We start from the raw sequence: 20,718 nt of genomic DNA, 5'->3' as shown, positions 1-20,718 counted from the left end.
CAATGCCCAACCTTCGTAAAGATTTAATTATACTGCACCTTACAATTTTGGTTTGGGGCTTTACCGGCGTGCTCGGGAAACTGATTTCTATTGACGCCGTACCGATGGTTTGGTACCGGGTTTTAATTGCGTCGATAACCCTTTTCCTTTGGTTTATTATATCCAAAACCAACATCAGGGTAAGTAAGAAACAGTTCATTCAATTTATACTTACCGGAGGCATTGTAGCTATCCATTGGGTTTTGTTTTTTCATGCAATTAAAGTTTCTACGGTATCGGTTGCGCTGGTATGCCTGTCATCTTTTACGCTGTTTACAGCCATACTGGAACCGTTAATCAAAAAGCAAAAAATACAACCCGGAGACATTCTGATTGGCTTATTTATCATCCTTGGAATTTACCTTATTTTTAAGTTCGAAAGCCAATATACATGGGGGATTATATTTGGTTTATCTGCTGCTGTTGCATCAAGTTTATTCGCTACTATAAACTCTACTCTTATACAAAAAAGCAGTGCCGCAATCATTGGTTTTTACGAATTAGTTGGCGCACTCTTCTGGATTACCATATATCGTTTATTTGACGGAAGCTTGTTAAATACCGAATTTAATCTCAGTACAAATGATTGGATTTACCTGGCAATTTTAGGCACCATTTGCACATCTGCCGCTTACGTTGCAGGCGTTGCTGTAATGAAAAATTTATCAGCTTTTAGGGTTGCCTTGGCAACCAATCTGGAGCCAGTTTACGGCATCATTCTAGCCTACTTATTTTTCAAAACAAACGAGCAAATGACCGGTGGATTTTATACCGGTGCCTCCATTGTTCTTGCAGCAGTTTTCTTGTATCCAATCTATAAAAAAAGGCAATCTAAAAGCTAAAAAATTCCTTCCATTTTACGCGATTAAAAACATCTGATTTCAACCAACGACTCGGTTGTTTACACACGAATTTTTTATCGGAAAACCTCACGAAAATCTGAACCTGAACAAGGCTAAAAACCCAAAGAGACAGAACCCAAAAAAGAAGCGTATTTTAAGTTTATTATCGTGCTCAAAACAAGCATGTACCGGCGATTAATCCTGAGAATATCAACATGCGTTAAACGTCAATAGAAGCATTAAAAAATAAGCGGCCTCGTTGTGAAAATTCCGCACAAAAACGAACATTCTTTTTACTTAACTTAATTAAAGAAAAGTAAGGACTTCAATTTCAAACCATCAAATTCGTCCATTTGATAGCGTTTTACTGTTCTACAATAAATCTTCCAATCCGGCTTAAAAAATCGACTCAAAAACTTAAAAATCAATAAATTAGATATCATTTTAAAATATTTGATTATAGCGGTTTTTTTGAATTGAAATTTTCAAATATTGGATTCTCGTGCGGTTAGCAGACATATCTTAGGGTAAAAAACACCTAAAAAAATGCAATATTTTATACAATTTTCTAAAAATGAAGCCATCATTTAATGAAAAAATCCACCGCAAACCGATTACTTTCAAGCAATTCTGTGGCAAAGTATACCAATGTATTCACCACTTTCAATTTGTAAAGCCTGGTAAATCGAGCTCGACAGCTAGGTGTTTGCTCCGAAATAGAATAAAATCGAGACTCGCAAATACAGGCCAAATTGGCAGTATCCAAAAATAAAATAATCAATTTTAATCGGGCGGAGGTCGACTTTAAAGTAAAAGAGGTATAAGTCTACATCAGAAATTCACGTCAAATCTAAGGGGAAAAAAATGGCTTTTCTACTAAAAAAAACCTAAAATATACAGTCTTATTGGTTTTAAAGTTGGGTAGAATCTTGCCAAAATCCTGTAGTAATCTCGAGTAATCTGGTGCATTTTCCGTGCCTTATTTCAACACCACATAATTTAAAATGTATGGCTGAAGAGATTCTCTCGGGCATACATTTCTAGTTTTTTGAAATTCTATCGGACTTATTTATCGATTAATAAGTGTATATTATGCCGTTATTTAAACGAATTCAAGAAACACAAAATTCAACGCTAACAAAACTACTAAATTCAGTTGAAAGAATTTAAAAAAGAATTATATTCAAACCGAATAAAATAGCATAACTAACTAATAATGAAATAAAATACAAACAACATATAAACAAAGAGTACAAAAAAACAAAAGAATAAAAATTCCATAAAACTAAATATTTTAGCATTTAATCTATATGATTTTAAAAACAAACATAAAAACTCTTAAAATCAAATACTTAACACCATTCATATTAACTATTATTTCACATTCTGTTTTTGGGCAAATCTTCAGCACTGCACAAAACCCACTTAGTGTAAAATGGAGAGAAGTTAGCGCAAATGGTTTTAGAATCATTTACCCTACAGAATTGGAAGCTGAGGCGCAAAGAATGGCCAATACCCTACCCCTTATCTATCCTAAAGTAGGCAAGGGGTTTCACCTCAGAACAACGTCTATTCCTCTGCTGTTGCAGAACCGCGGAACCATCGCAAATGGCTTTGTTCAACTTGCACCAAAGAAGTCTGAATTTTATGCAACACCGCCGCAGTACTTTGATAGTCAAGACTGGTTGAACAACCTTGCCGTGCATGAACTTAGGCACATTGCCCAGTTTGACAAGTTGACAGGATCTCAGAAAAAACCTTTTCCAGAACTTGTTTACTTCGCCTACTTTGGTGCAGCCATACCCATTTGGTTTTTTGAAGGCGATGCGGTAGTAAATGAAACCGCACTCACCTATTCTGGGCGTGGCCGGCAACCAAACTGGATCATGCCATATCGGGCTTCAGTTTTGGACGGCAAAAAACTGAGTTACAGCAAAGCGTATTTTGGCTCCAATAAAGACGTTACGCCAGGTTATTACCAAACCGGATTTTTGATGGCTGCAAAACTCAGATCGGAATATGGAACGTTCATTTCAGACAGCATCTTAGGAGATATCAGAAAACGTCCAATCAGGCTTTATCCCTTCGCTAACAGTTTAAAGAAATTCACCAATCAGAGTACCCGAAAATTGTTTCTTTCTACACAAGATGAGGTCACCAAAAAATGGAAAGAACAAGCAGAAAATACACAAGGAAAAGACTATCCAATTTTAAACCAAAAATCAACTTACGAAACGAATTATTACTTGCCAGTTTATCTCGATAAAAACAACATTCTGGCACTTAAAGAAAGTAAGGCCGAAGCAAGGCACTTTGTCTGGATTGATGAAGAAAAAAACGAACATAAATTATTTGGAATTGGATACCAGGAACAGCCGTGGTTTAGCTACAAAAACGGACTGCTGGTTTGGGACGAAATCCGGTACGACCCGCGGTATAAACAGAGAAGCTATAGTGTAATTTGCAGCTACGATTTTAAGACTAAAAAACATAAAACACTGAGCAGCAAGAGTAGGCTCTTCTCCCCCACTCTTTCTGACGATGCCAGCAAAATTGTAGCCGTTCAGGCTGACCTGAGTAATCAGTTCAATTTGGTAGAGATTGATGCAACTACGGGTCGCATCATCACCACATATCAAAACCCCGATAAAAGAATTTTACAAACTCCAGCTTTTGACAAAACAGGGCGCGAAATAACCTATATTAGTTTAACTGAAAAAGGTAAGTCGCTGGAGGTGTTAAGCGGCGCAACAAGAACTACTTTAATTGCCGATAGCAGGCAGCAGTTAAGTCGGCCGGTATTTGTTGGCAGTTCGATTTTTTTCAATGCACATTTTAATGGCATTGACAATATTTACAGCATCGACACAGCATCAAAAAAAATTGCTGCAATCACCAATTCAAAATATGGCGCATTTAATACCGGCACTATTGAAAACAAGGAAATTCTTTTTAATGATTATCAGCCGACAGGCTATGGAATTGCCAAAACACTGCTTCAGGAAAATCAGATTGGCGATGATCATTTCGTAGATTTTACATCTGCAGCAGAAGCACAAGAAGCGGTAGGAAATGTTTTTGAAAATATCCCAGACAGCAGTTATGTTTCGAAGCCTTACCACACCGGATTAAACCTCTTCAGTTTTCACAGCATTATCCCATCAATTGATGATGAATACACGTTTGGCCTTGAGCTTCAATCCAACAATTTACTTAATACGATGGACTTTTACACGGGTGCAAAATACCATCGAGATTTGAAAAGATTTGAATATACCGCAGACCTTAGTTATAAGACACTTTTCCCAGTCTTTAGTATACTTTACCGCAACAGACCGAGAAGATCGTTCTATCGCTACAAAAACGCCATCTATCAGGGAGATTGGAGAGAGAACTACATGAAGCTTAACGCATCCATTCCAATTTCCTTTAATTTGCGAAACGAAACCTATGCCATTAGCCTGAATACAGCCACCAGTTATACGCAACGTTACATGCCAGAAAATTTGCCCGCAACGTTTATCCGTGAGGTAAAATTTCCGCTAGAATACAGCGCAACATTTAACCATAGTGTGCGCACAACAGAACGCGATATTGCACCGCGCTGGGCTCAGATTTTTAGATTCACGTATAACCATCAACCTTTCGATCGAAATTTGAAAGGAGAAATTCTTGCACTGGAAAGTTTTCTTTATTTCCCTGGTTTTGCGAAGAACCATTCTTTCTTAGCAAGCTTCAATTACCAAACTGCAACTGGCGCAAATCAATACGCAACAGAAATTTCTACGGTTTACGGGTACAACAATATTCTGGCAAAAAGTAAACTCCAGAATACTTTGCTTTTCAATTATCGGTTTCCTTTTGCTTTTCCAGATTGGGAGCTTGGACCTTTTGCATATATCCGGAAGTTTAGAGGTGGCGTATTTACACACTATGAAAATATTGGCGCTGAAAACAATTTATCAGAACCCAAAACCTACGGATTAGAATTAAATACGAGTTTAAACATTTTGAGGTATCAGCCTGTTGTAGACCTTGGGATTCGTTTGGTATTTGTAAATAAAATATACAATCAAAATCCGATATTAGAATATTCTTTCACTTATAGCTTTTAAACCAAAGCCGATAGAAAAAAAAACATGAGCACAAAAACCATTTTTATTATCGTTTTGACGGCACTATTAACCATTTTCCTTACGGTTAATACAGATGCTGTAGATTTTAATTTTCTATTTACCACACTACCTGTATCCAAATTACTGGTCATTGGGATTTGTATTTTTATTGGTTTTATTATCGGTTTTATCGCCGGGCGGCCAAGAAAAACCGTGAGCAGTTATGATGCGGAGATCGAGAAGAATTATCCGGCAACAGATAAGAAAACCTTGAGCGATGAGGATAGAGATTACATTAGCTAAGTAATCTGCTAACAGAAAATTCTTTCTGTTCATACAAATTTAGATTACATCGTTGACTTTATAATCCGGCATGGCCGGATTTTTTTTTATAAGAAACCTGTTGAAAGCTCTAATTTAATGCTGTCATAATTTCTCCGTACAACAATCCGCTTCCTCCACCGTAGTGCTGAATGATTTTTACATTCGGCCGAACTGCAGTTAATGCATTACGAAGCGCCTGTTCACTTTCCTTGTTAATCCCGTTGCCTAAAAGCACCAAATCTATTGCCTGGCTTTTAATAGCATCAATGGCTTCCTGATCGCTGCACACACAAATACCTTTCCACTCCGGCCGGTTATTTAGCAAACGGTTCATTACAACTGTAATTTCGGTATCGCGCCCGATGTAAAGTATATTGATTTGCATAACTTTATCCTTAAAAAAACTTATTGAATTTACCCAAACAAGCATTGCCCGGCAAATTCAATAAGCAATCGTTTTAAATATTTAATCCAATTCCATTGGTACATCCATCAACAACACTTCTGCATCTGCAGAATTTGCTTTAAAAGAAATGCTGTCTGTATCCCAGATTCCAATAGCATCGCGGGTGTTTAAAGTTTGCCCGTTTATAATTACTTCGCCACCTATAACGAAAGCATAAACACCATTACCGGCTTTTTTAATTTTGTACTGTGTTTCAAAACCTTCATCAAATTTTCCGATAGAAAACCAGGCATCCTGATGAATCCATACATTATCATCATTGGAATCAGGAGATAAAATCTGTTGAAAATTATTGTGGCGGTCGGCAACATTTAGGGCTCTCTGATCGTATCTTGGTGTAACATTTTTCTTGTTCGGGAACAACCAGATTTGCAATAGATTTAACTGAACATCTGCTTCGGCGTTATATTCACTGTGGCTTACACCTGTTCCGGCGCTCATCACCTGGATTTCACCATTTTTAATCACTGCAGAATTGCCCATACTGTCTTTGTGCGCAATTGCACCTGCTAAAGGAATAGTAATGATCTCCATATTATCATGAGGGTGTGCACCAAAACCCATACCTCCGTCAATTAAATCGTCATTCAAAACCCTAAGTACGCCAAAATGCATTCTTTCGGGATTGTAATAATTGGCAAAACTGAATGAGTGGTGTGCATTTAACCAACCATGGTTGGCCTGACCTCTGGTGTTTGCGTTGTGCAAAATGAACTGTGACATAAATTTCCTTTCTTATTTATACCACAAATTTACGTGCATGTAATTGCGTGCACATTGACCTAAGATAAGTAATATCTCTAATCCAGAAATTGTATTGGTCTGCTATTTGCTGCAAAAGCATATCATACCTATTAAAACGCAACTCTATGAAACGTGGCTTCGTTATTTTCTGGATGCTGTACATGTTATTTTTCGCTGTACCTTTTCCAATAATTCTGTATTACAATATTAATCAGGCAGATGACATTCAGGCTCTACAAGAGAAATTGCCAGCATTTGCACTGCTTCTTTTATCGGTTTCTATCGTTTTCTGGTTAATTCTATTGACCGGTTACTTCAAAAAATGGATTCTGGCAACCTTCATCATGAAGCAAAATATTGCCAAAATATTGGAACAGGGACAGAAACGACAGGCGAAAATTATCCACGCAACTGAAATTCCCGACAAAACCAAACCATCAAACATTTATGAACTTACGCTTGAATTTAAGAACCTCGTTGACGAGAAGATTCTGCATAAATTAATTGTAAAAGATTCAAAACCATTTGAAAGGCGTTTTGAACCCGGAAAAACTGTAGAAATTTTCATTTCTTCAAATCTGGACAAGCAACCATATATTGCCATGGCAGACTCGAAAACTAGCATTCGCAGAACCTATGTTGTGCTTATCTTTTTGGGTTGGCTTTCGCTTTGTTTCGCGATAGCAGCTTATTACGTCTATGCGTACAAATCAGAAAGTTTGGGTTACGGATGGCGCTTTTTAAGCCTCGGTCATCCACTGCTCGTTTGTCCGGCTACATTATTGTTGTACAAAGCGATTATTAATTTATTGTTCCGAAAATTTGGCGGATTGGCAAAAGCGCCAAAAATTAAATTTAAGGGCCGCAGAACGCAAGCTAAACTATTGGCAACAAACCAGACCGGTACGTTTATTAATGAACAGCCTATGATTCGTTTCGAATTGGAATACACAGACGATTCTGGAAAAATTTACCGGCAAAGCCTGAAGAAAATTGTAAACTTACTTGATCTCGATAGTACAAAACAGGAAACCGTAGATATTTTTTACCTGAAGGATGATCCCCAACAAATTGCCTTCACCAACGATTTGAATGATGTAATATGAAAACACACAAGATATACGCGTCCATTTTTGCTTTTTGCCTAATGGTCTCTGCCTGCACTCAGGTAAGCAAGAGTATAAAGGAAACTTTTATCACAACTGATAGTGCTGCAAAGCAGCAATCTGAAAAAACAGAAAGCACAACACAAGTGGTTACAGAAACCATCGTAGAGACACATGCTACAATGAACCACGAGCAACCTATTCATTTGCTTCAGCAACCAAATCAATTGCGTGCGGCAGAGCAAGATTTAAGGCAACTGCCGCAATACAAAAACAAAGAGATTTTCATTTACGAAACAATCCATTTCTATGACAACGGAAGAATTCATGTTACTCTACGCCATCCAACAAACACAAAGTATATTGACAGTTATGAATATGCTGACGGCAAATGGTCTGCACCCAAACCGAAACAAATGTCGGTACGCGATGAAATTGACCGCAAATTGATTTCGCTAGATCAACTGCATTTTATCGACGCAGCAAAAGTGGCAGCCATTTACAATCAGAAATCAAGCGAAGTAGAAGGCGCCAAACCGGCTACAAGCATTTATACATTTGTTCGTGATGGTAATTTTAAATGGTATCCGCGCAGCATTTCGGGCAGCCGCGAGCGTTACTCCATTGAATTTAATATGGATGGAAGTTTAAAAAGTTTTACTCAAGATTAGTTTTGATTGATTTGTTTAATTATTCGCCTATTTGAAAGCTAATTATAAGACGTAAAATTCCGGATTTTTACCTGAAAAAATTTTCCGGGCCAACGGCTTTCCCTTCGCCAGCATTTACACTATAATTCAATTCTAGCGTATAACCGCCACCGCCTTCCAGAAACAAAAGCTCAAATGGATGATAACCTTTTTTCAAGGCAATTTGTGCCGATTTTTCTATTGCAAAATGCATTCCATCATTATCTACCAATAGTTTATCGTGCATTTTTAGCACACTGCCGTCATCAGAGCGTAGATAAAAAGAGTATATTCCATCTTCTGGCGCATAAAAATATCCCTGATGTTTAGTAGCAAAACTTGGCGCGGTATCTTTTACCGGAATTTCTATAGCAGACGTTAATCCACTAAAAGTTTTATCCGCTTCGTTAATTAAAGCAACTTTACTATACGCTTTTGGATAATAAATAAAATTCAAACCCTTTTTAAGCGCTTTAACCTGAACACCTTCCTTAAAAGGTGTTTTTTTATAATTAATGGTAAATACATCTCCATGTTTGTTGCTTTTTGAGAAAATTGCGGCTTTGATTTGTTGGCTTTTCAAAATGGGCAGTGTGCCGGTATATGCTTCGGAATGGATGGTAGGATTGCTTCCATCTGTTGTATAGCGAATTAAAGTGCCAGACAATGGATTTTGAATCTTCAACTCCGCTTTATTCACAAATACATTATTTTCTGTAAAACCAGCCAAATCCGGAAAACGATAATTGATCTGTTGAACATCAAGCAATGCATACTGCTGGTTTACACGTTTTTCAAAATCCTTGAAATCTGTTTTTGTTCCCCATAAAACTTCTGCCATAGCAAACAAACGCGGAAAAAGCATATACTCTAAGCGTTGTTCTGATGGAATAGATTCAGTCCAAATGTTTGCCTGGCCGCCAAGTACATATTTCTGTTCTTCTGGAGAAAGATTAAAACCAACCGGATCGAAACCATAAACCTTTTTCAATGAATGCGCATCTTGTTGTGCATCAAAATAGCAAAATTCGCCAGGCGTCATAATTAAATCATTGTGTTTTTCTGCGGCGTGTTTTGGTGCAGTTGGAATCCAGGTTCTCCAATACATCATTGTTGCGGTGGGCGAAACGCCTCCGTCTAAAATTTCATCCCAACCGATTAGTTTTTTCCCGATACGGTTAAAATATTTTTCCATGCGTTTCACAAAATAGCTCTGAATTTCATCAATACTTTTTAGACCCTCACGTTTCATGAGTTCTTCGCATGCCGGAATATTCTTCCAACTGCTTTTTTCAACTTCATCGGCACCTAAATGAATATATTTTGACGGAAATAAATCTGCAATTTCTTTAAAAACATTCTCTGCAAAATCAAAAGTTGTTTCTTTACACGGGCAAATCGGGTCGGTAAAATTTTTGCCCTGTTGGATTTCTCCTGTCGAAGTAAGCCACGGAAATTGTTTAGTTGCAGCTTGCATGTGCCCCGGCATATCAATCTCCGGAATAATTTCTATTCCTTTGGTTTGCGCATAGCGGATAAATGCCTTAACTTCTTCCTGAGTATAAAAACCTCCATACATTTTTTCGCCGTTGATGGTTTTAAAATGTTTCTCCGGAAGGTTAAAATCCGGATTTGTTTCTGCCTTTTTAAGACACATAGAGTCTTGATTATTCAATTTCCGCCAGGCACCAATTTCAGTGAGTTCCGGATATTTCTTGATTTCTATTCTCCACCCCTGATCGTCTGATAAATGCCAATGAAATTTATTGAATTTGTATTGCGCCATACGATCAATGAATTTATGAAGATAATCCATATCGAAAAAATGTCTGGATACATCCAAGTGAACGCCACGCCACGCAAATTTCGGCGCATCGCTAATGTCAGCAGCTTGAATAGTTAAAGGTTTCATTGGCTTAAATACCGATTCGCCAGCAAGCTGCTTCAACGTTGATACGGCCCAAAAAGCGCCCAATTTATCGTTTGCATACACAACAATAGTTTTATCATCTACATGCAGTCTGTACGCTTCAGGTTTTAATGTCTTATCTCTTAAAAACGAAATTTTGTTACTGGTTTTAGCGCGTTCACGTGATTTTTTTAGTTGATTCAATTCCTGAAATGCAATTGAAAATGTGCTATCGGTATTCGCTATAATCGATGTACTTTCAGACAAAATAAAAGTTCCCTGACGTGGCGTGAGCTTTTGTGGTTGCGGGATAATTGAGATTACTTGCTGACTAAACACAGTATGGGATGCACATAAGATTAATGCAGCGGTTACGGCTTTAAAGCGATAGATCTTTTTCATGAATAGAGTTGGTTCGTTGCTAATGCGTTGTAAACTTATTCATTTCGGCCTGTGTTTTCAAACCGGAAGCCAGAATAATTCTTGCTGATTTAAGAACATCGACGCAGATTTCTTATCTCGCACAGTGTTCTCATCTTAACAAAAACGCAATATCCAGGCTGATCTGTAGAAGAAATAAAAAAATAAAAGTCCGAAGTATAGCATACTTCAGACTTTCATCAATTCTTTTGAGAAGAACTTATTTAAGCCAGTGCCTGTTCTATATCTGCAAGAATATCGTTAATATGTTCTAAACCAATAGAAAGACGAATTGATCCTTGCTCAATCCCAACTTCATTGCGTTGTTCTTCTGTAAGTTTGCTATGTGTGCTGGTTGCCGGGTGTGTAGCAATTGAACGCGTATCGGCAAGATTTGCAGAAATCGAAAACAACTGCAAGCGATCTAAAAATGTACGTGCAGCATCAATTCCTCCATCAATAACCACTGTTACAATTCCACCACCTTGTTTCATTTGCTTTTTTGCAATTGCATGTTGTGGATGCGAAGGCAGAAATGGGTATTTGACAAGCTTAATTTTTGGATGTTTTTCCAAAAATTCCGCAACTTTCAAGGCACTTTCGCAATGGCGATCCATACGTACGGCTAATGTTTCCAAACTTTTTGATAAAATCCAGGCATTAAATGGCGATAACGCTGGTCCGCTGTGGCGTGCAAAACCGACAACTTCAGCAATCAGATCTTTACTTCCTAAAATAATTCCACCTAAAACACGCCCCTGTCCGTCTATATATTTTGTAGCGGAATGAATGGAAATATGTGCACCAAGTTTAATGGGTTGTTGTAAATAAGGAGTGGCAAAACAGTTGTCTACCACCAATAACTGATTGTGCTTTTTCGCTAAATTGCCCAAAAATTCCAAATCAATAATATCAATTCCTGGATTTGAAGGCGTTTCTACAAAAATCATTTTCGTATTAGGCTTAATCAACCCTTCCCAATCTTGTGGTTTATCCAAATCAGCATAATCAAAAGTGACGCCCCATTTAGAAAATACATTTGTTAGAAGCTGGTGTGTAGAGCCAAAAACCGATCTGCTGGAAACTATATGATCGCCTGCTTTTAAAAACGCACCAAAAGTGGTAAAAATAGCGGCCATTCCGGTTGCGGTGGCAAAGCCATCTTCTGCACCTTCTAAAAGGCACATTTTTTCTATAAATTCTGATGTATTTGGATTTGAATAACGGCTATACACATTTCCTTCTTTCTCATTGGCAAACAAAGCCCGCATTTCTTCTGCATCATCAAATTTATAACTCGATGTAAGATAAATTGGAGCAGAATGCTCTTTGTGTAAACTGCGTTCTGTTTGGGTGCGTATTGCTATAGTTTCAAAATTTTCGGATTTCATTGTTGTGAGTATCAAGATTGGAATATCAAGTATCAAGATTAGCGTATCGAGCATTAAGAACTTCATCTTGCTACTCGATAGTTCCTATTTACTACTATTTATATTATATGTAAAGTTAATTGTTGCCGATCGGCCCAAAATGTTGGAAACCGAGCAATATTTATCGAATGTCATAGATAAAGCACGCTCAACTTTAGCGGGGTTTAAATTGCCTGTCAAATCAAAATGAATATTAATTACATCAAAAATTGGCGGCATTGCTTCCTCCTTTCGCGAGGCATTAATCGCGATTTTAATGTCGTCTAACGGTTCTTTCTGTTTGCTTAAAACATTTACCATATCAATTCCGCTGCAACCGCCTAAACCTACAAGCAGCATTTCCATGGGCCTGAAACCTTTTCCTTCGCCACCTATGGCCGCTTTCGCATCCAATTCTACAGTGAAACCACTTTCATTTTCTGCCTCAAAATTAAATTTACCGCTTTTACGGATCAAATTAATGTTCATATTATTCGTATTGAGTATCAGGTAGCGAGTATCAAATATCCAGACGCAATTACTTTAGTCTTTCAGCTTTAACTTTACCTTTTTTAAATATTGTAATAAACTAAATTGTCTTTTTCCAGTTCTGGCAGTTTAACGGCGTGGTTAAACAATGCAAATACAGAAGAGCCACTTCCACTCATGAGTGAAAACACAGCGCCTGCATCGTATAAACTGGTTTTTATTTGATGAATTTCGGGATATTTTACGAAAACAGAATTTTCGAAATCGTTGATAACCTTATTTTTCCATGTTGTTGCTGGCAAATGTAAGATTTCTTTCAGGCTTTGCAAAGGCTTTTGCGGTTTTACATGCGCGTAAGCATCAGCTGTGCTTACATGGACTGGCGGTTTTACCAAAACCTTATAATACATTGACAAATCTATCACGTATTCTTCAAACTCATCTCCTTTATTAAATGCATAAACCGGTTTGTTTTGGATGAAAAATGCGCAATCTGCGCCGAGATGGCGAGCATATTCTTCCATTCGTGCATCAGAAATACCGAGATTGAATTTCGAGTTGAGCAATTTAATCAGAAAAGCACAATCTGCAGAACCGCCGCCAAGACCGGCGCCAACCGGAATGTTTTTCAACAGATGAATTTCTTGCGGCGGAAGATTAAAATCATTTTTCAATAAATTATATGCACGGATACATAAATTATCATTTGAATCGCCAGGGATTTCGATTCCGTGAATTTTGCAAGAAGTTGCCTCGGCATCTACAATTTCTACAGAATCGTAGATATTGATCGGAAAAAATACAGTTTCGAGGTTGTGATAACCATCAGCACGTTTTTCGGTGATGTTGAGCCCTAAATTTATTTTTGCGTTTGGAAAGGATAACATTGTAGTGTGTAATCGGTGGTCTTAAATTTTGAGCCTAAATTGCCAAAAACACAAAAGGCTCGGTCTACAAACATACAAAAGTGTTTTTATCGAAATCAAATTCTCCTTGTTTATGCTTTACTTTGAAGCGCAACTTCAGAAGATTTATTCATGTTTGTTCCCGTCTTGTGCTTTTACGCTTCGCTTCGTCATGAAAACTTCCTCGCTGCAGGGTAACGCTGCAGCCGGGGCTATGAACGTAACTTCTGCAACTATTGACATTTTACCCATCCAGCCTAAACCTGATTGAAATGGAAAGCCCGCAAGCGAGGAACGAGTGCGGACTTGAAATGAAAAGCAGGATTTCAGAACCTATTGATGCTGAACCCTAAGTTTTCAAAAAATCATTCTAATGTTAGTAAACATCTGGTGTGCATAAAAAAGAACATTACCAAATAATAAAATTTCGATATTTGTAGATTATGAAACAATATTTAGATTTAATGCAGCATGTGCTGGATAATGGCACACAAAAACATGACCGTACCGGAACAGGCACCATTAGTGTTTTCGGTCATCAAATGCGTTTTAACCTTCAGGAAGGTTTTCCGATGGTTACCACCAAAAAGCTGCATTTAAAATCAATAATTCATGAGCTGATCTGGTTTCTGACAGGCGATACCAACATCAAATACCTTAAAGATAATGGTGTACGCATTTGGGATGAATGGGCAGATGCCGATGGCAACCTCGGCCCGGTTTATGGTTCGCAATGGAGAAGCTGGCCTACCCCCGACGGTAAACACATTGACCAGATTACCAATATTATTAACACGATAAAAAACAATCCCGATTCAAGACGGATTATTGTATCGGCATGGAATGTTGCCGAAATTGAGCATATGGCTTTGCCACCTTGCCATGCCTTTTTTCAGTTTTATGTTGCCGACGGGAAACTAAGCTGTCAGCTCTATCAGCGCAGTGCGGATATTTTTCTTGGTGTTCCTTTCAATATTGCTTCTTACGCTTTATTGACGATGATGGTTGCACAAGTTTGCGGCTTACAACCCGGCGATTTTATTCATACTTTGGGCGATGCGCATTTATATAACAACCATATTGAACAAGCCAACCTTCAGTTGAGCCGTGCGCCAAAACCAATGCCTGTAATGAAAATTAACCCCGATGTAAAAAGTATCTTCGACTTTAAGTTTGAAGATTTCACATTAGAAAATTACGAAGCGCATCCACATATTAAAGCTGCAGTGGCAGTTTAACCCAAATCCCTAAAATACAGCTAAAAGCGCGAGGGAATACCTTAAACTTAAACAGAGCAAACTGGTATAATAGGTATATTAATGTATATTTGTATATGGACACATTTGTAATTAGCGTACCTGAACAAAAAACAAGCTTAGTTAAGAAGTTTCTTAAGGAAATGGGCGTAATCATTACCCCAGATACAACGAATCTTCCAAATGCGAAAACTTTGGCTTCAATGGAAAAAACGAGCAAAGGTAAAGGCTTAACTAAAACAGAAAGTCACGATGATTTAATGGAAAAACTAAACCGCTAATTATGTATGAAGTTTCGTTTTCTACACAGTTTAAAAAAGATTATAAACGATGTGTAAAACGAAACTATGAAATTTCTGCTTTAGAAACGGCTTTGAAACTTTTAAGAGAAACTGGAACACTACCAAATATATATAAACCTCATTTACTTAGTGGAAACTATTCTGGTTTCTGGGAATGCCATATCAAAAGCGATTGGTTATTGATATGGCTGCAAGAAGAGGAAACTAAGAGAATTTTTATCTCGACAGACTAGGAACCCATTCAGATTTATTCTAGAAATATGACATTATCGATTGCCGTCGCGGTGGGCGAAAACTTTGCAATAGGCAAAAACAATCAGCTGTTGTGGCACATGCCGGCAGACTTAAAATTCTTTAAACAAACCACGTCTGGGCATAGTGTTATTATGGGACGCAAAACTTTTGATTCTGTGGGACGGCCTTTACCAAACCGGCGGAATATTGTAGTTACCAGAGATCAAAACTTAAGCATTGAGAACGTCGAAGTTGTACATAGCCTGGATGCAGCGCTAAACTTGACCAAAAATGAAGAAAAGGTTTTTATTGTAGGTGGCGCAGAAATTTACCGTCAGGCTTTACCCAAAACAGATCTTCTGTATTTAACCACCATTCATCATAATTTCGATGCAGATACCTTCTTTCCAGCTTTTAACAGAGCGGAATGGGAAACGATCAGCGTAGAAGCACATCAGGCAGACGAAAAGAACAAATACGATTATACTTTCGAAGTTTTGAAAAGAATTGATTTGTAAAAATCGAAATTGATCTGTTGATCACCTTATAAGAATTTGCTCAATCCATTTATTACAGATTGGCTTTTGCTGACCTAAACAGAACCACAAGTTTTGCAAATTAAACCCGATATACGTGGAAAGCCCAAACTTTTCTGTTTGGCTTGTAACATTAGTGGGACGGAACCCCAGCCAAAGCCTACTGTTTTTCATTTTCCATTCTGTTTTTAAGGCTAAACAGGCAGATGGAAAGAGATTCTGTACAAACCGCGCAAACTTTACTCTGTAATAAAAATTTATCTTAATAAATTATCAATTAAGGGGTTCTATAATTTAAAAATTTAATTAGATTTGCCGACTTGTTAAAAAACAGCGAAAGACAAATTATTTTAAACAAAAAATGCAAGGAAAAGGTTTTATTAAGTTTATAGCGATAGTATTGGCTGTCGTTTGTGCGTATGCACTTTCTTTCACTCTGGTTGCATCCAAGGTGGAAAAAGACGCAAAAAACTCTGCGAAAGGTGATTTAGCCAAAGAAAAGGCTTACTTAGATTCTATGGGCACTGTAGAAGTTTACCCACTTTTGGGTTTCACTTACGATGCCGTTAAATCAAAAGAAATTAATTTAGGTCTTGACTTAAAAGGCGGTATGAACGTAACGATGGAAATATCGTTATCAGAATTGGTGAAATCATTGGCTGGAAATCCAACGGATGCCAATTTCAATCAAGCTGTTCAAAATGCGCAAACCCAATTAAATGCCGGCGGTAAAGATTACATCAAATTATTTGTTAACGAATTTGAGAAATTAAGCCCTGGAGTAAAACTTGCAGACTATTTTTCTAATCAGGATAACGCATCTCAATTAAAAGCAAATGCAAGCAACGGCGACGTTCAAAACTTCTTGGAAAAAGAAGCTACAAGCGCAATTGACCGTTCATTCTTTATTTTACGTTCTCGTATTGATGGTTTCGGAGTTGTAAGTCCGAACATGCAAAAGCAAGAGGGTAGCAACCGTATTTTAATTGAAATGCCGGGTGTACAAGATAAAGAGCGTGTTTCTAAATTGCTTCAAGGTTCTGCAGAATTGCAGTTCTGGCAAGTATATCAGGTACAGGAAGTGTACCCATTGTTAGAAAACATCAACAAAACTTTAGCAGCTACTTTAAAAACAGCTAAACCTGCTGTTGCAACAACAGCTACCGATACAACGGCTAAAGCCGTTTCTGGCAGCAAGCTTGCTAGTTTAGAGAAAAGTGCAACTAAAGATACTGCAGCTAAAGACAGTAAACTTGCCGGTTTAGGTAAGAAAGATTCTACTGCTTTGCAGGCAGAATTTACGAAAAGCAATCCATTGTATAGTGTATTGAGTTTGCCAATTTACCAAGGTGAAAACGGTCAGCAACAATTAATGCCAGGTGCAGTTGTGGGTTTGGCTATGCAAAAAGATACTGCAAAAGTAAATGCATATTTCAAATTGCCTGAAGTTGCTGCTGCAATTCCATCGACAATGAAATTTATGTGGAGTGTTAAACCTAGGGAAGGTTCTAAAGTATTCGAGCTTTATGCAATTAAAGCAACGAGTGCAGATGGTAAACCAGATTTAGGTGGTGATGCAATCAGCGATTCTCGTGCAGATTTCGATCAACACAACAAACCAGAAGTAACCATGTACATGACCAGCGAAGGTGCTGCGAAATGGAAAAAAATAACTGCTGAAGCTTCTGCTGATGCGACGAATAAAAAAGCAATTGCAATTGTTTTAGATAACCAGGTGTATTCTGCACCAACAGTACAGAATGAAATTCCTAACGGTATTTCTTCTATCTCTGGTAGCTTTACACAAGAAGACACTAAAGATTTAGCGAACATTTTAAAAGCGGGTAAATTGCCTGCGCCAGCACGTATTGCCGGAAGTTACATTGTTGGCCCTACTTTGGGTGCGCAAGCCATTCATGATGGTTTAATCTCTTTTGTAATTGCCTTTATCGTGATCTTGGTTTTCATGGCCTTGTATTACCACCGTGCAGGTTGGGTTGCCAACTTCGCTTTATTGCTAAACTTGTTTTTCATCATCGGTATCTTAGTTTCATTGGGCGCGGTATTAACGTTACCTGGTATTGCTGGTATCGTGTTAACGATTGGTTTATCGGTAGATGCAAACATTCTGATTTTTGAGCGTGTACGTGAAGAACTTGCGCATGGTAGAACGACTGCTGCCGCAATTAAAGAAGGTTTTAAACATGCTATGCCTTCAATCATTGACTCTAACGTTACGTTGTTCATTTTAGGTGCAATCCTTTACTTCTTTGGTAGCGGCCCGGTTCAAGGTTTCGCAACTACTTTATGTATTGGTATCCTATCTTCATTATTTGCAGCTGTTGCTATATCGAGAGTTGTTTTCGAATCAATGTTGAACCGTAAAGTAGAGATCAGTTTTGACAATAGCTTAACGCGTAATGCATTCAAAAACCTTGCATTCAACTTTGTTGGTCGCCGTAAAATCTATTACATTATCTCTACCGTAATCATAGTTGCCGGTATTGGAATGTATTTCAAAAACGGTGGTTTAAACTTAGGTGTAGACTTTAAAGGTGGAAGAACTTTCCTTGTACATTTTGATAAAGGTGTGAATACTGAAGATTTAAAATCTCAGTTGAGCCCTGCATTTGGAAATGAAACACCAGAGGTGAAAACTGCAGGTGAAGACAGTCAGGTTAAAATTACTACTACTTTCCATATCGAAGATCAAAACCCTGCTACAGATAAAGTTGTAGAAGATGCGTTGAAATCAGGTTTAAACACAACAGGTTCTAAATACGAGATTGTAAGCTCGCAAAAGGTAACACCAATTATTGCAAGTGATATTGTGAACGGTGCATTTTACGCGGTTTTAGTATCGTGCTTGTTTATGTTTATCTACATTGTGGTTCGATTCAAAAAATGGCAATATGGCTTGGGTGCGGTTATCGCACTATTCCACGACGTTTTGATGGTATTGTCATTCTACACTATTCTGGATGGAATTATGCCTTTCTCTTTAGAGATTGGACAAGATTTTATCGCAGCGATTTTAACTGTTATGGGTTATACAATGACAGAAACTGTAGTTGTATTTGACCGTATCCGTGAGCGTTTAAGAGAAGCTGGTAAAGAAGAATTACATGGCGAAGAACGCAATCACTTAATTAACTTCGCATTGAACAGTACATTAAGCCGTACCATCTTAACTTCATTAACCGTATTCTTCGTATTGTTGGTGATCTTTATTTTCGGTGGTGATAGCATTCGTGGATTTATTTTCGCCTTGTTAATCGGCCGTATCATTGGTACTTACTCTTCATTATGTATCTCTACTCCTATCGTAATTGATTTGGGAAGTGCAGAAGAGAAGAAAAAATAATTAAATCCAATACGGATTTTAAAAAGCGTTTCGGTTTTGCCGAAACGCTTTTTTGTTTGCGGGCTTATTCACAATCCATGTATAAAATGATTGCCCTCACCATTTAGTACAATCTTATTTCTGAACGCGATTAAAGGCCTAAATGGGCAAAAAATAAACCATTTCCGCATCATTTTGTTACATTTGCACAAGATAAAACCCAAGAATAATGGATTTACAACTTCCCAAAAGTGAATACCCGAGAGTCGTGATTGTTGGTGGTGGTTTCGGCGGTATTGAGCTAGCTAAAAGATTAAAAAATAAACCGTTCCAGGTGGTCATGTTGGATAAACACAACTACCACACATTTCAGCCCCTACTATATCAGGTCGCAACGGGAGGTTTGGAACCAGATTCCATTGCATTCCCACTTCGTAAAATATTTAAAGGCCAGGAAAATTTTATTTTCCGCGTAACCAAGGTAACGAAAGTCGTTGCTGAGGGTAATTATGTCGTAACTGATATTGGCAAGATCAGTTATGACCATCTGGTTATTGCAACCGGTTCTACCAGTAATTTCTTCGGAAATACAGAAATTGAAGCCAATGCAATGCCAATGAAATCTATCCCTGAAGCGTTGGATTTGAGAAGTTTAATCCTCCAGAATTTCGAAAAATCACTGATCGAAAAAGATGCAAATAAGAAAAGTGCATTGCTAAACTTTGTGGTAGTAGGCGGTGGACCAACTGGTGTGGAAACAGCAGGTGCAATCGCTGAACTAAAAAAACATGTGATCCCAAACGATTATAAGGAACTAGACCTCAGTCGGGTAAATATTTATCTGGTGGAAGGCGCTCCAAATTTACTTGGACCAATGTCACCACAAGCACAAAAGAAGGCGAAAGATTTTCTGATCAAGATGGGTGTAAAGGTTATGAATAACGTAATGGTTTCCAGCTATGACGGGATGACTTTGACAATTAAGGATCAGGAACCAATCCTGACTTCTTCTGTAATCTGGAGTGCTGGAGTTATGGGCGAGGTTTTACCTGGCTTGGATGCTGCAGAAATGGCTCGTGGAGGCCGCCTAAAAGCTGACGAACATAACAGAGTTGTAGGTTACCAAAATATTTATGCCATTGGCGACGTGGCAGCAATTATTACGGAAGAGACACCAAACGGTCATCCTGGGGTTGCTCCTGCTGCAATTCAACAGGGCCATCAACTTGCAAAAAATCTTATACTTATGGCTGAAAATAAGCCTTTGGAAAAATTCAAATATTTCGACAAAGGATCTATGGCCACAGTCGGTAGAAATAAAGCTGTTGTTGATGTCGGCAAAATACGCTTTCAAGGTGTATTTGCCTGGTTTACCTGGATGTTTGTGCACTTAATGACTTTAGTGGGTTTCAGAAACAAAATTATTGTTTTCGTAAACTGGATCTGGAGTTACTTCAGTTATGACCGAGGTGCACGTTTAATTATCCGCTCTTTTGCTAATGACAGAAGCATAGATTACCGCACAGACGTACCCAATAAAGAGACCAAAGGATAATCTCCTCTTTTAAAACATAAGCAACAGTTCTATAC

At 38.0% G+C, this 20,718-nt stretch carries 17 protein-coding genes; 11 read left to right on the top strand and 6 right to left on the bottom strand.

The features are described 5' to 3' along the window. Window positions 1-2 precede the first annotated feature (2 nt). The 3 genes from ACJVDH_RS04685 to ACJVDH_RS04675 all read left to right on the top strand — a co-directional run bounded on the left by ACJVDH_RS04685 (window position 3) and on the right by ACJVDH_RS04675 (window position 5,299). Window positions 3-881 (top strand): DMT family transporter, encoded by an 879-nt coding sequence (locus tag ACJVDH_RS04685; protein WP_443946417.1) that lies wholly within the window; start codon window positions 3-5, stop codon window positions 879-881. A gap of 1,310 nt (window positions 882-2,191) precedes the next feature. Beyond that, complete coding sequence (locus ACJVDH_RS04680) at window positions 2,192-4,996, top strand: hypothetical protein (RefSeq protein ID WP_443946416.1); 2,805 nt, start codon at window positions 2,192-2,194, stop codon at window positions 4,994-4,996. Window positions 4,997-5,020: 24 nt separating this feature from the next. Further along, window positions 5,021-5,299, top strand: coding sequence for a lipopolysaccharide assembly protein LapA domain-containing protein (locus ACJVDH_RS04675; RefSeq protein WP_443946415.1), 279 nt, complete (start codon window positions 5,021-5,023; stop codon window positions 5,297-5,299). A gap of 109 nt (window positions 5,300-5,408) precedes the next feature. Here ACJVDH_RS04675 and ACJVDH_RS04670 read toward each other — a convergent pair whose 3' ends face one another. Both ACJVDH_RS04670 and ACJVDH_RS04665 read right to left on the bottom strand, forming a co-directional pair. After that, a complete protein-coding gene (locus tag ACJVDH_RS04670; RefSeq protein WP_443946414.1) occupies window positions 5,409-5,705 on the bottom strand; it encodes a hypothetical protein in 297 nt (98 codons plus the stop codon). An 81-nt stretch (window positions 5,706-5,786) separates the two neighbouring features. Beyond that, window positions 5,787-6,509: a pirin family protein gene (locus ACJVDH_RS04665; RefSeq protein ID WP_443946413.1), complete on the bottom strand. Its 723-nt coding sequence runs from the start codon at window positions 6,507-6,509 to the stop codon at window positions 5,787-5,789. Between the two features lie 146 nt (window positions 6,510-6,655). On the opposite strand from ACJVDH_RS04665, the gene ACJVDH_RS04660 reads away from it, so the two are divergent. Next, complete coding sequence (locus ACJVDH_RS04660) at window positions 6,656-7,636, top strand: hypothetical protein (protein WP_443946412.1); 981 nt, start codon at window positions 6,656-6,658, stop codon at window positions 7,634-7,636. After that, a complete protein-coding gene (locus ACJVDH_RS04655) occupies window positions 7,633-8,307 on the top strand; it encodes a hypothetical protein (protein ID WP_443946411.1) in 675 nt (224 codons plus the stop codon). The genes ACJVDH_RS04660 and ACJVDH_RS04655 overlap by 4 nt, the downstream gene beginning before the upstream one ends. 67 nt (window positions 8,308-8,374) lie before the next feature. Here the strand turns inward: ACJVDH_RS04655 and ACJVDH_RS04650 are convergent, their stop codons facing one another. From ACJVDH_RS04650 to ispE, 4 genes are all read right to left on the bottom strand, one after another. Then, on the bottom strand, window positions 8,375-10,636 hold the full coding sequence (locus ACJVDH_RS04650) for a family 20 glycosylhydrolase (protein ID WP_443946410.1): 2,262 nt from the start codon (window positions 10,634-10,636) through the stop codon (window positions 8,375-8,377). A gap of 242 nt (window positions 10,637-10,878) precedes the next feature. Continuing rightward, window positions 10,879-12,045: a trans-sulfuration enzyme family protein gene (locus tag ACJVDH_RS04645; RefSeq protein WP_443946409.1), complete on the bottom strand. Its 1,167-nt coding sequence runs from the start codon at window positions 12,043-12,045 to the stop codon at window positions 10,879-10,881. An 84-nt stretch (window positions 12,046-12,129) separates the two neighbouring features. Then, the gene (locus ACJVDH_RS04640) at window positions 12,130-12,552 is read right to left on the bottom strand and encodes an OsmC family protein (RefSeq protein WP_443946408.1); all 423 of its coding nucleotides are present in this window, start codon (window positions 12,550-12,552) and stop codon (window positions 12,130-12,132) included. Between the two features lie 83 nt (window positions 12,553-12,635). Then, window positions 12,636-13,439, bottom strand: a complete 804-nt coding sequence (ispE, locus tag ACJVDH_RS04635; protein WP_443946407.1) for a 4-(cytidine 5'-diphospho)-2-C-methyl-D-erythritol kinase — start codon at window positions 13,437-13,439, stop codon at window positions 12,636-12,638. Between the two features lie 461 nt (window positions 13,440-13,900). On the opposite strand from ispE, the gene ACJVDH_RS04630 reads away from it, so the two are divergent. The 6 genes from ACJVDH_RS04630 (at window position 13,901) to ACJVDH_RS04605 (ending at window position 20,683) form a co-directional block, all read left to right on the top strand. Next, entirely contained in the window at window positions 13,901-14,695 is a 795-nt protein-coding gene (locus ACJVDH_RS04630) for a thymidylate synthase (protein ID WP_443946406.1), read from the top strand. A gap of 95 nt (window positions 14,696-14,790) precedes the next feature. Beyond that, the gene (locus ACJVDH_RS04625) at window positions 14,791-14,994 is read left to right on the top strand and encodes a hypothetical protein (RefSeq protein ID WP_443946405.1); all 204 of its coding nucleotides are present in this window, start codon (window positions 14,791-14,793) and stop codon (window positions 14,992-14,994) included. Window positions 14,995-14,996: 2 nt separating this feature from the next. Next, complete coding sequence (locus tag ACJVDH_RS04620; RefSeq protein WP_443946404.1) at window positions 14,997-15,248, top strand: type II toxin-antitoxin system YafQ family toxin; 252 nt, start codon at window positions 14,997-14,999, stop codon at window positions 15,246-15,248. 27 nt (window positions 15,249-15,275) lie between these two features. Next, window positions 15,276-15,767: a dihydrofolate reductase gene (locus ACJVDH_RS04615; RefSeq protein WP_443946403.1), complete on the top strand. Its 492-nt coding sequence runs from the start codon at window positions 15,276-15,278 to the stop codon at window positions 15,765-15,767. Window positions 15,768-16,146: 379 nt separating this feature from the next. After that, a complete protein-coding gene (gene secDF / locus ACJVDH_RS04610; RefSeq protein WP_443946402.1) occupies window positions 16,147-19,149 on the top strand; it encodes a protein translocase subunit SecDF in 3,003 nt (1,000 codons plus the stop codon). A 208-nt stretch (window positions 19,150-19,357) separates the two neighbouring features. Then, window positions 19,358-20,683: an NAD(P)/FAD-dependent oxidoreductase gene (locus ACJVDH_RS04605; RefSeq protein ID WP_443946401.1), complete on the top strand. Its 1,326-nt coding sequence runs from the start codon at window positions 19,358-19,360 to the stop codon at window positions 20,681-20,683. Window positions 20,684-20,718 lie beyond the last annotated feature (35 nt).

The sequence above is a fragment of the Pedobacter terrestris genome, from assembly GCF_052343045.1.
Taxonomy (GTDB): domain Bacteria; phylum Bacteroidota; class Bacteroidia; order Sphingobacteriales; family Sphingobacteriaceae; genus Pedobacter.
Note: the sequence above shows the minus strand (reverse complement) of the source record. Positions and strands in the feature narration are given on the sequence as shown.